Genomic DNA, 11,184 nt, shown 5'->3' with positions numbered 1-11,184 from the left:
GGCCAGGAGCGGCCGGCCGGCGGCCCGGCCCCAGGCCAGCGGCACCAGCGCGCAGCCGGCGGCGAGCGCCGCCGCGGCCCCGAAGCCGAGCCAGGCGAGCACCTGTCCGGCCCGCACGACGGCCGGGACGCGCGGCCCGGCGGCCGGTCCCCCACCGGCCGCCGGCCCCCCGATCCGCGCCCCCGGCCCAGCGGCCGGCGTCCCCCCGCCGACCACCGCCGGCCCCCCACCGGCCCCGGCGGACGCCGGCTGGCCCGTGGCCGTGCCCTGGTCCGCCGCCGCAGCGACCGCACCGGGCGAAGCCGGGGCGGCGACGGGACCGGGAGGCACCGGGCCGGGCTCGGCCGGCGCCGCGGAGCGGCGCCGCAGCGCGACCACCACCACGAGGTCGAGCAACGCCACCCCGAGCAGGACCAGGGTCCACCCGGCGGCGCCGGGGCGGGCCGCCACCGCCGCCAGCGGCAGCACCGGCTGCGCGACGAGGAGCGCCGCGAACCAGGGCACGGTCAACCGGCTGAGCCGGGCGTACCCGGCGGCGACGGCCGCGCCGGCCCCCCCGACCAGCGCGGCGTACCGGGTGCCCGGCCAGTCGGCCACGCCGAACAGGTCCACCGCCCAGGCGGCGTACCCGTCGAGGACCACCAGCAGCAGCCCCACCGCGGCGAAGGTCTCCGCGGTGCCCCGCAGCCCGCGCCGCGCCGCGACCAGCGGCGCGGCCAGGGCCAGCACGGTGAACGCGGCCAGGATCGCGGCCCGCCCGGCGACCCCGACGGCGGCCCAGGCCACGGCGGTGAAGACCACCGCCGCGGTGCCGAGCAGCAGCCCGCCGAGGACGAACAGCAGCCCCTGCACCGTCCGGGTGGAGGTCTCCGGCCGGCCCGGCGACGGCGGGACCGGGGCGGGTCGGACCGGGATCGGCGGTACCGGGGGCAACGGACCGGCCGGCACCGGACGGGCGACCTCCGCGCGGACCCGGGCCGCCAGCTCCGCCCGCCGGCGCTGCGCCGCGAGCAGCCGGCCGGCGAGCCCCTGGTACGCCTCGCGGGCCCGCTCCACCTCCTGACCGAGCGCACGGATCTCCGCGTCCAGCCGGATCACCTCGGCGGCGGGCGGGTACGGCGGGCGGCCGCAGCCGGAGCAGCCGCGGACGAGATCGGCGGGCGCGCCGCAGCCGGGGCAGGGGTAGCCGGTGTTCTCCACCCGGCCATCCTCGCGGCGTGGCCGGGGCGCGCCCAGAGTGCGCGTACCTAGGTGTACCGGTGCGGTTCCCCTGCGACGGTCAGCCGAGCCAGCGGCCGTCGCGCATGAGGACCCGTCCCCGCATCTCGTTCACCTCTCGCCAGGCCTGGATGCGCCGCGGCCGGATCAGGAAGTACTGGTAGGGCTCGTCGAGTTCGCGCGGGTCGAAACCGGTCCTGGCCGCGAACGCGTCGCCCGCCTGCGGGCCGAGGTCGGCGATGGCCACCGGCTCGGCGGTGCCGTCGACGACGACGACATCGCGCGTCGGCCCGAGGCTGAGCCGCACCCGGCCGTCCGCCAGCAGGTTGCGTCCGGTGACCGAGGCGCGCGGCGTCGAGATGACGAACGCGGTCCCGTCCCAGAGGTACGAGAGCGGAATGAGGTGGACGCCGCCCGGGGAGCCCGACGTCGCGACCCAGAGATCGACCTCGCTCTCCAGCTTCGCGCGGGTGTCCCGCAGCCTCTCCTCAAGCCCACGCGGCGGCGCGCCCGTCATGCTTCCCCCAGTCACGTCGTGGCGAGCCCTTCCCTCAGGGAAAGGGCTCCGTCGGTCATCGGTCGGTTCACCCGGCGGCCGTCTCGTGATCGGCCGCCGGACAGGGCACGCAGCCGTCAGGGCGTGGGTGCCAGCGAGACGGCCTCCCAGGCGAACCCGTCCGGGTCGGTGAACGGCCCGGCAGGACCGCCGATCATGAGCCGGTGCGATCCGGTGCCGTCGGGAGCGACGCCGACGTCCTTGGCAAGGGCACGCCGCCGGTACAGCGCCAGCTTGACGGGACTCGACCCGGCAGCGAACTCGACGTACATGCGGCTGAAGCTCTTCGCCACGGCAAGGCCGCGCTCGACGTAGAACCGCTTGCTCGCGGCCACGTCCGCGACCCCCAGCAGGAGCACCATCTCGTCGATCTGCCGGGTGGCCGGGCCGGTGTCCTTCTTCGCCGAGGTCGCGACCTTCCAGATCGTCCCGTCGGGGGCCTGTACGACACCGCCGTAGCCCCAGAGCGACTTCGCGGCAGGCTTCAGCGACGTGGCGCCGGCGTCCAGGGCAGCGCCGATGAAGCCGTCGACGGTGGCCGGCTGGGACACCGTGAGGGCCAGCATGAACCCACGGAAGCCGGTCGTCGGAGCCGCCGAGGCCCGCAGGCGGATCTGCGTGTCCAATCCGAAGGCGGCGGTGTAGAAGCGCTGGGCGGCCGTGGAGTCGGCCACTTCGAGGGTGACGGATTCGATGTTTGCCATGGTCATCACGCTAGGTGCGCCTCGGCGACCGGCGCTTCTCGGTTCCTGACCGGTCTGGTCACCTGTTTCGCCACACACGGCGGCATCCCCGCCGTCGCGCGAGCCTGCTCGGCCCGATAGGTGCTCGGCGGCACACCGACCAGCTCGGTGAAGCGGGTGCTGAAGGTGCCCAGCGACGAGCAGCCGACCGCGAAGCAGACCTCGGTGACGCTCAGGTCGCCGCGGCGCAGCAGCGCCATGGCGCGCTCGATGCGCCGCGTCATCAGGTAGGAGTACGGCGACTCGCCGTAGGCCTGCCGGAACTGGCGGCTGAGGTGCCCGGCCGACATGTTCGCGCCACGGGCGAGCGCCTCGACGTCCAGCGGCTGCGCGTACTCCCGGTCGATCCGGTCGCGGACCCGGCGCAGCCGCGCGAGGTCGTTCAGGCGCTGCGCCTCGGCGAGTGCGCGCCCCCACGAGGGGTGACACATGAGGGAACTCCTTTCGAAGATGTCCGGGAGCACCCGGGGCGCCTGCCGAGCAGGCGGCCGGGTGCTCGACGACGGGAGGGCTCAGCGGAGTTCCTGGATGCGGACCAGGTTGCCCGCGGGATCGCGGAAGGCGCAGTCGCGGATGCCGTACGGCTGCTCGATCGGCTCCTGGACGACCTCGGCGTCGCCGGCCTGCAGCTTTTCGAACGTGCCGTCGAGGTCCCGGGTGGCCAGCAGGATCCAGCCGTAGGTGCCCTTGGCCATCATCTCGGCGATGGTGCGGCGCTCGTCCTCGGTGACCCCGGGGTCGGCGGCCGGCGGCGCCAGGAGGATGGACGTGTCGGGCTGGCCGACGGGGCCGACCGTGATCCAACGCATCTTGCCCTGTCCGACGTCGTTGCGGACCTCGAAGCCGAGGACGTCCCGGTAGAAGGCCAGGGAGGCGTCCGGGTCGACATGCGGCAGGAAGCTGGTGTGAATGGTGATGTCCATGACGATCACGTTAGGTCCGGCACCCTGACCCGCACTTCTCGATTCCTGATCGATCCGGCCACCTGCTCCGCCAGGTGCACCTAGGTACGGGTGTTCTCGTGCACCCAGGCGGCGTACGCGGGCTCCCCGCACTCCACCCGGGACACCAGGATCTCCGGCACCTCGTACGGATGGGCGGCGCGGATCCGGTCGACCAGCGCGACCACCCGGTCGGGGGCGGTCTTGAACTGCACCGACCACTCGGTGCCGGTCTCCACGGCGGACCGCCACCAGTAGGTGCTGTCGACCTGGCCGCCCACCTGCGCGCAGGCCGCCAGCCGCCCGGCGACCGCCTCGGCCGCGAGCGCGTCCGCGACCGGGCGCGCGTCCACCACCGTCGTGACCACGCAGATCTGTTCCATCAGCGCACCCTACGCGGCGTCGCCACGGGCGGCCCCGACCCGCGCGGTCAGCCGGTCGGCACGCCGTCGCGGTTGGCGGCGATCCAGGTGTCGATCCGGGCCCACCAGTCGAAGAGCCAGTCGATGCGCTCCTGCCGGTCGGTCGGCACCTCCTCCGGCGGCACCGACCAGAAGCGCATCACGATCCGCTTGTCCATCGGCAGTTCCCGCCAGACGTCGGCCACGGTGACCATCCGGTCCAGCCCGGTGTGCGCCACGAAGATCACCCCGGCGTCCGGGGCGGCGTCCAGCGCGGCGAGCAGCCCGCCGGGCTGTGGCGCCAGCACGTGCCGCATCCGCTCGGCGCGCGACGCCATCCGCTCCAGCCCGAGCGCGCGAAGCCGGGCGATGGCCCGCAGCCGGCGGCCGGGCGTGAAGTTGCCGCCCTCCGGAAAGATCACGAACGCGTCGTCGTCGTCGAGGTCGGTGGCGAGCTGGCCAATCTGCCGGACCGCCGAGTCAAGGCCGTCCGGGCCGGGCGCGATGAACCGGTTGGGCAGCCGGTTGAGCAGCACGTCGATCGCCGGGTCCCACTGGAGGCTCTCCTTGAGCACGATCCGCGGCTCGCGGTGGAACCAGTTGACCAGCGCGTGGATCAGGATGAACGAGTCACCCGGCCCGGCGTGCCGGCAGAGCACCAGCTCCGGGCGGCCGGGCAGGGCCGTGTCCGGGTCGGTGCCGACCACGTCGATGCTCAGCCGCAGCGTCCAGCGGGCCTGCCAGAAGAGCACCCGCAGGAAACGGCCGGCGAGCGCGTAGTGCGCGCGCTGGAAGGCCGGCGCGCGCTTGCGCAGCCCGAACCCGGACGCCAGCCAGAGCAGGAAGAGCGCGGCCAGCGCCGCCGCGTCCCAGACCAGGTAGACGGAGCCGATCCAGAGCAGGCGCAGCGGCCGCAGCCGGCCGGGCACGAAGGGCGACAACGCCAGGCCGAGCAGCGCCCAGACCGGCACCGTGATGACCACGGCCAGCGCGAGCAGCACCACGCCGGGGGCCAGCAGCATCCGGCGTACCCACCGGGGCGGCAGCGGCATCAGCGGTCCAGTTGGGTGGCCAGGTAGTGCCGGGAGGCGGTGTAGGCCCGGCTGATCCGCCGCCCCACCGCCGCCATGTCCCGGTAGGCCCACGGGCTGTCGTCGCGGGGATTCAGCCCACCGGTGGGCAGCACGTGCACCTCCACCCCGTCGGGCAGCGCCGCCATCTCCCGGGCGAACCGGTGCCGCCGGGCGATCTCGAACGCGACCTGGGCGATCTCCCAGGGCCGCTGGGGCGGCGTCAGCTCCCGTTCGATCCGACCCACCTGGAGTACGAAGATCTGCCGCGCGCCCAGCGCGACCGCCTCGCCGATCGGGATGGAGTTGACGATCCCCCCGTCGACGTAGTGCTGGTCGTCGATCCGGGCCGGTGGCAGCAGCCCCGGCACGGAGGCCGAGGCGAGCACGGCCGGCACCAGCGGACCGCTGTCGAACCAGTGCTCGGCGGCCCGCTCGATGTTCGCCGCGCAGCAGCGGAACGGCACCTTCAGGTCGGCGAAGGTGGTCGCGGCGCCCAGTTCGGACTCGAGCAGCTTGCGCAGCGGCCGGGGCGAGTGCAGGTGGGTACGCGCGGCGAACCGGCGCAGCTGGCGGGCGACCGAGTCGCCGTACACCTCGCTCGCCTCCGGCGAGGCCCAGAGCCGGACCAGCCGGTCGGTGACCGCCTCGGTCGGGTCGGCGGCGACCAGCGCGCCGTTGACCGCCCCGATGGAGGTGCCGAGCACCACGTCCGGGCGGATCCGGGCGCGGAACAAGGCGCGCAGCATGCCCACCTCGACCGCGCCGAGCACTCCCCCGCCGCCGAGCACGAACGCCACCGGACCCCCAGCCATGTCGTTCATCCTGGCACGTGCCCGCCGGTCGACCGGGTCCAGCCGCTGGTCACCCGGGTGCGGCCGGGTTCAGGTGGCGGCGTGCGAGCCGTCCACGACGGAGGGTGACCGCCAATCCGGACGACCGTTGACACGGCGGACACATTCCCGCAACCTGATACCGCCCCCACCCCAGGCAGGTGCGATCACTGATGGCAGCGCTGCACGCCGGCAGGTTGCTGGCCCGCCGGTACCGGCTCGTCGACCAGATCGGGGCCGGTGGCATGTCGGTGATCTGGCGGGCCCGCGACGAGGTGCTCGACCGGATCGTCGCGGTCAAGGTGCTCGCCCCCTCCCTGGCCACCGACGCCCGCTTCCGGGACATGGTCCGCGAGGAGGCCCGCTCCGCCGCCCAGCTGGTCCACCCGCACGTGACCTCGGTGCACGACTACGGCGAGACGCTCGCCCCGGACGGCTCGATCACCTCGTTCGTGGTGATGGAGCTGCTCACCGGGGAGGAGCTGGAGCACCGGCTGACCGAGGGGCCGCTGCCCTGGGCCGAGGCGGTGGAGGTGGGCGCCCAGGTCGCCGAGGCCCTCGCGGCCGCCCACCGGCTCGGCATCGTGCACCGGGACATCACCCCGTCCAACGTGATGATGACCCGGGTCGGCGCGAAGGTGCTGGACTTCGGCATCGCCACCCACGTCGGCGCCCCGGACGAGGACGAGGACGGCGGCACCTTCGGCACCCCCGCGTACGTCGCGCCGGAGCGGCTGGACGGGGCGCCGGCCCAGCCGGCCACCGACGTCTACTCCCTCGGCGTGCTGCTCTACGAGACGCTGACCGGCCAGGTGCCGTACCCGGCGGACACCTGGGAGCAGCTCGGCGAGGCGCTGGCCACCGACGAACCGCCCACCCTGGACGGTGTGCCGGGGCTGCCGCCGGCGGTCGCCCGTACCTGCCTGCGCTGCCTGGCCCGCGACCCGCGCGACCGGCCCACCGCGCACCAGGTGGCCGCGGCGCTGCGCGACCAGCTGCTGCCCGGCGACCCGCAGGCCGCCACGATGCTCGCGCCGACCGTGACCCTGCCCGCGCTGCCCGGCCAGGCTGCCGGCCAGGCCGCCGGGCAGGCGGATCCGGCCGGGCGATCCGCGCAGGCCGGAGCGCCGCCGCGGCGACGGCGGCCGCTGCTGGTGGTGATGATGGCGCTGGTGGTGGTGGTGACCACGGCCGCCGCGCTGCTCGCCCCGACCCTGGTGCCCGAGTCGACGCCGCCGCCGGACGCCCGGCGGACCGGCGCCCCGGCGGTGCAGCCGACGATCCCGCCCGCCGGACCGTCCACATCCCCTCCCCTGGAGTCGACCGCGGCGGCGACCAGCGCGCCGCCGTCCCGACCGCGACCCACCCCGGACGGCGGGCAGGGCGGCGGTGGGCTCACCGAGGCCGCCGAGCGGCTGCGCCGGCTCATCGACGACGGGGTGCGCAGCGGTGACGTCCGCGCCGACGTCGGCACCGACCTGCGCAACGTGCTGGCCAACCTGACCCGGTCGGCCGCCGACGGGCGGTCCGACCTGGCCGAGCCGGTGGCGCTGCTGCGCGAGAAGGTCACCCACCGCGTCGACGAGGGCGGCATCACCCCGGCGTACGCGCGCCGCCTCGACGCGGCCATCGTGGACCTCGGCACCAGCCGGGTCTGACCTCCGGTCGGGGCTGCGCCGGTCCCGCGGTCAGCGGGTGGCGACCGGCGCCGGCTCCCGGGCCGGCGCGGCGGCGCCGAAGGCGAGCCGCCGGTACACCGCCTCGTAGCCCTCCGCCATCCCGTCGGTGGAGAAGCTCCGGGCCACGTGCGCGACGGAGGCCTGTGGGTCCAGCCGGTCCGCCGCGCGCAGCGCCGCCGGCAGCTCCTCGGCGTGGTCCCGGATCAGCCCGGTGACCCCGTCCACCACCAGCTCCGGCACGGCGCCGCGCCGCAGCGCCACGACCGGCGTACCGGTCGCCATCGCCTCCACCATCACGATGCCGAACGGCTCGTCCCACTGGATCGGCATGATCAGGCAGCGCGCGTCCACCATCAGCCGGATGGTCGCCTCCCGGTCGGCGTTGAACACCACGGTGACGTCCTCGTCCAGCAACGGCTCGACGACCTCGGCGAAGTAGCGCCGCTCGGCCGGCTCGTTGCACTTGCCGGCCAGGGTCAGCGGCAGGCCGGCCGCCCGGCAGGCGCGGATCGCGAGGTCCGGTCCCTTGTCCGGACTGAACCGGGCCAGCCAGAGCACCGGGCCCCGGCCGGGGCTCTGCTTGTGCGGGAACTCCCGCACGTCCATCGCGTTGTGCACGGTCCCCACCCAGGGCAGGCCCGGGTTCAGCCGGCGCTGCGTGTGCGAGATGGCCACCAGCCCCACGCCCCGGTCCACGTCGCTGAGCACGGTGCCGTACTCGCCGACGGGGTTGCCGTGCACCGTGGCCACGGTCGGCACCGCCCGCCGGCCGGCGACCAGCGGGCCGATCGTGGTGTGGTCGTGGATCACGTCGAAGTCGGCCGCGGTGACCAGGTGCCTCACCCGGGCCAGGTGGGCCAGCTCCGGCAGCGCCTCGCCCAGCCGGGCGTACTGGAGGTCCTCGACGGTGGAGACGAAGTCGGCGGCGGTGCCGTGGTGCCGGCCCGCGCCGAACAGGGTCACCGCGTGGCCGCGCTCGACCAGGCGGTCCACCAGCCCGTGCACCACCTGCTCCAGCCCGCCGTAGCCGGGCGGCGGCACCGACAGCCACGGCGGGACCACCATCGCGATCCGCAGCGGCCCTCGCGGCGGGCTCTCCGACGGACGGTGGGTCACGGCCACAGGTCCTCCCCCGTTGCTTCCCGGTGAGCGGGATCGGCGGCGATTTCCCCACCCCGGCTGCGCTAAACGGACATTCGTCGGACGCCACCGGCGGCTCACCCGGTGACGACGAGACGGTCGTCGACGGCCCGTACGCCCGGTGCCGACCAGGCGACCCGCTCCGCCTCGTCCCGCTCCCACCAGGAGCGGACGGTGCCGCCCAGGACGACGGTGTCGCCGGCCAGCTCCACGGTGATGGCCTCGGTGCCGGTCCGGCGGCGCAACGCCCGGCGCAGGTCCAGAGCGGTCTGCTCGGCGCTGGGCGGGGCCGGCGGCACCACCTCGACCAGGTTGGTCACCCCGCGTACGCCCCGCAGCCGGCGCAGCTCCTGCTCGGCGGTGCGCCGCTGGTAGCCGAACTCCACCTCGCCGCGCAGCATCAGCCAGCCGGCGGAGACCGTCACGTCCAGCCGCTCGGCGGGCACGAAGCTGTCCCACTCCAGCGCCCGTGCGGCGGCGAGGGCGAGTTCGCCGTCGTCCTGACCGTCCAGGCCGGGCAGGCGTACCTCGATGTCGTCGGCGACCGCCCGCACGCCTCGTACCCGGTGCGCGCAGCGCTGCGCCGCCCACTTGCGGGCGTAGCTGTCGACCCGGCCGGTCAGGGTGACCACGCCGTCGGCGACGCTCACCCCGATCTCGTGCGGCTGGGCCTGCGGGTCCCAGGCCAGTTCGTCGAGCACGTCGCGCTGGATGTCCGGATCGGTGCGGGTGGCCGCTGCCGTCGTCATGGCGTCCCCTCCCGTGCGGTCGGCTCCTGGCGAGGATGCCGACTCCTCGGGTGAGGCCGGCTCACCCTGGCGGGGTGAACCGGCAGCGGACCGGCGTCGTGGGGGCCACGGGGTGCGAAAAAAGGCGACGGGTGACAGAGCCAACCCCCTTGGCTCCGCCACCCGCCGCCCCGGAGGAGGCAGGTCTGGTGTTATGACGTCTCGGCGAGCGTCACGGTTGCCTTCGCCTCGGCACCATTTCGCTTGTAGGTCACCTCGACCCGGTCGCCGACCTTGCCGGCCTGCACGGCGCCGACCAGGTCGTTGGAGTCGTTGACCACCTTGTCGCCGAACCTGGTGATCACGTCGCCCCGCTGGATGCCGGCCTTCTCGGCGGCGCTGCCCGGCACGACCGCGGCGACCAGCGCCCCGCCGTCCTCGGCGGCGTTGACGCTCACCCCGAGGGACGGGTGGCTGACCTTCTCGCCGCGCTGGAGCTTCTCGGCGACGTCCTTGGCCTTGTTGCTGGGGATCGCGAAGCCGACCCCGATGTTGCCGCTGCTGCCCTGTCCGGCGGTGGCGATCGCGGTGTTGATGCCGATCACCTCGCCCCGGGTGTTGACCAGCGCGCCGCCGGAGTTGCCGGGATTGATCGGTGCGTCGGTCTGGAGCAGCCCGGAGATCGAGCTGGCGCCCTGCTGCGGGTTCTGCTGCTGCCCGTTCTCGCCGGCCTGGATGGTCCGGTCCCGGGCGCTGAGGATGCCGGCGGTGACCGAGCCCTGCAGGCCCAGCGGGCTGCCCAGGGCGAGCACCTGGTCGCCGACCTGCATCCCGTCGCTGTCGCCGAACTTCGCGGCCTTCAGGTCGCTGACACCGCTGGCCTTGACCACGGCGAGGTCGGTCTTCGGGTCGGTACCGACGATCTTGGCCTGGGCGGTCTTGCCGTCGGCGAAGACCACCCGGACGGTGTCGCCGGAGGCGGAGGCGACCACGTGGTTGTTGGTCAACACGAAGCCCTCCGCGCTCAGGATCACGCCGGAGCCCTCGCCGTTGCCCGTGATGATGGAGACCACGCTGTCCTGCACGGCGGCGGCGATCTTCGGCAGGTCGGCGCTGTTGATCACCGGCGCGGCCGAGTAGGTGCGGGTGATGCCGCCGGAGTCGTCGACCGCGAGAGCGAGCGCGCCACCGGCCACGCCAGAGCCGAGCATCAGGGCGAAGACCGCCACGCCGGCGCCGACGAACTTGGCCACCTTCGAGGGGCGCGGGCCGGCGGCCCAGGGCGGCACCGGCTGCCCGCCGTGCTGCGGCGGGACCGGCCCACCGGGCCCCTGCGCACCCGGGTAGCCCGCCGTCCAGCCGGGCTGCTGGGCGGGCCCGGGCTGGTAGCCGGCGGCCGGGTACTGACCGGGGGACCGATACGGCTGGTAGCCGGGGCGGTAGGCCTGCTCACCACCATGCGCCCCGCCCGGGTACGGCGCGGCGGAGGCCTGCCCCGCCTGCGGGTACCCGGCCGACGGGTACCCGGCACCGGAGGCCTGGCCGGCGTACGGCGCGGCGGAGGCCTGCCCGGCGCCCGGGTACGGGCCGGCGGAGGTCTGGCCGGCGTACGGGGCGGCCGAGGTCTGGGCGTCCGGCGTGGTGGCGGCGCCCGGCTGGGTGCCGGCCGGCTCCCCCGCGGTGCCGGCGGCGTCGCCCGGGGCGGCCGGGCGGGGTTCGGTGGAGTCGGACTGCCCAGGCTCGACGGGGGACAGCTCGGCGGTGGGGTGCGACGGCTCCGCGTCGGGGGCGGCCGGCCGCCGCTGCGGGTCGGTCTCGAACTCGGTCATGGCTCCACTTTCTCCCGTCGCACTGGCACCAGCCTGGAACCCGCCT

11 protein-coding genes and 1 pseudogene are annotated in these 11,184 nt (G+C 75.0%); 1 reads left to right on the top strand and 11 read right to left on the bottom strand.

The window, feature by feature from the left end; genetic code table 11:
* From KBX37_RS03810 to KBX37_RS03775, 8 genes and pseudogenes are all read right to left on the bottom strand, one after another.
* Positions 1-1,200, bottom strand: a pseudogene (locus tag KBX37_RS03810) (hypothetical protein); the annotation flags it as partial.
* A 79-nt stretch (positions 1,201-1,279) separates the two neighbouring features.
* Complete coding sequence (locus KBX37_RS03805) at positions 1,280-1,735, bottom strand: pyridoxamine 5'-phosphate oxidase family protein (RefSeq protein WP_210774515.1); 456 nt, start codon at positions 1,733-1,735, stop codon at positions 1,280-1,282.
* 116 nt (positions 1,736-1,851) lie between these two features.
* A complete protein-coding gene (locus tag KBX37_RS03800) occupies positions 1,852-2,478 on the bottom strand; it encodes a glyoxalase (RefSeq protein ID WP_210774514.1) in 627 nt (208 codons plus the stop codon).
* 5 nt (positions 2,479-2,483) lie between these two features.
* Positions 2,484-2,948 (bottom strand): helix-turn-helix transcriptional regulator, encoded by a 465-nt coding sequence (locus tag KBX37_RS03795; protein WP_210774513.1) that lies wholly within the window; start codon positions 2,946-2,948, stop codon positions 2,484-2,486.
* Between the two features lie 81 nt (positions 2,949-3,029).
* Positions 3,030-3,440, bottom strand: coding sequence for a VOC family protein (locus KBX37_RS03790; RefSeq protein WP_210774512.1), 411 nt, complete (start codon positions 3,438-3,440; stop codon positions 3,030-3,032).
* An 80-nt stretch (positions 3,441-3,520) separates the two neighbouring features.
* The gene (cutA, locus tag KBX37_RS03785; RefSeq protein WP_154942211.1) at positions 3,521-3,841 is read right to left on the bottom strand and encodes a divalent-cation tolerance protein CutA; all 321 of its coding nucleotides are present in this window, start codon (positions 3,839-3,841) and stop codon (positions 3,521-3,523) included.
* Between the two features lie 47 nt (positions 3,842-3,888).
* Positions 3,889-4,911 (bottom strand): 1-acyl-sn-glycerol-3-phosphate acyltransferase, encoded by a 1,023-nt coding sequence (locus tag KBX37_RS03780; protein WP_210774511.1) that lies wholly within the window; start codon positions 4,909-4,911, stop codon positions 3,889-3,891.
* Positions 4,911-5,744, bottom strand: coding sequence for a patatin-like phospholipase family protein (locus KBX37_RS03775; protein WP_210774510.1), 834 nt, complete (start codon positions 5,742-5,744; stop codon positions 4,911-4,913). Before KBX37_RS03775 ends, KBX37_RS03780 begins: the two co-directional genes overlap by 1 nt.
* Before the next feature lie 191 nt (positions 5,745-5,935).
* Here KBX37_RS03775 and KBX37_RS03770 point away from each other — a divergent pair, with 191 nt between their 5' ends.
* Positions 5,936-7,420, top strand: coding sequence for a serine/threonine-protein kinase (locus tag KBX37_RS03770; protein WP_210774509.1), 1,485 nt, complete (start codon positions 5,936-5,938; stop codon positions 7,418-7,420).
* A gap of 30 nt (positions 7,421-7,450) precedes the next feature.
* Here the strand turns inward: KBX37_RS03770 and KBX37_RS03765 are convergent, their stop codons facing one another.
* The 3 genes from KBX37_RS03765 to KBX37_RS03755 form a co-directional block, all read right to left on the bottom strand.
* On the bottom strand, positions 7,451-8,506 hold the full coding sequence (locus KBX37_RS03765) for a glycosyltransferase family 4 protein (RefSeq protein WP_210774527.1): 1,056 nt from the start codon (positions 8,504-8,506) through the stop codon (positions 7,451-7,453).
* Positions 8,507-8,658: 152 nt separating this feature from the next.
* A complete protein-coding gene (locus KBX37_RS03760; protein WP_210774508.1) occupies positions 8,659-9,330 on the bottom strand; it encodes a BON domain-containing protein in 672 nt (223 codons plus the stop codon).
* A gap of 191 nt (positions 9,331-9,521) precedes the next feature.
* On the bottom strand, positions 9,522-11,138 hold the full coding sequence (locus tag KBX37_RS03755; protein ID WP_210774507.1) for a trypsin-like peptidase domain-containing protein: 1,617 nt from the start codon (positions 11,136-11,138) through the stop codon (positions 9,522-9,524).
* Positions 11,139-11,184 lie beyond the last annotated feature (46 nt).

Source organism: Micromonospora sp. U56 (genome assembly GCF_018070095.1).
Taxonomy (GTDB): Bacteria; Actinomycetota; Actinomycetes; order Mycobacteriales; family Micromonosporaceae; genus Micromonospora; species Micromonospora purpureochromogenes.
The sequence above is the reverse complement of the archived record's forward strand: the minus strand, read 5'-3'. Positions and strand labels throughout refer to the sequence as shown.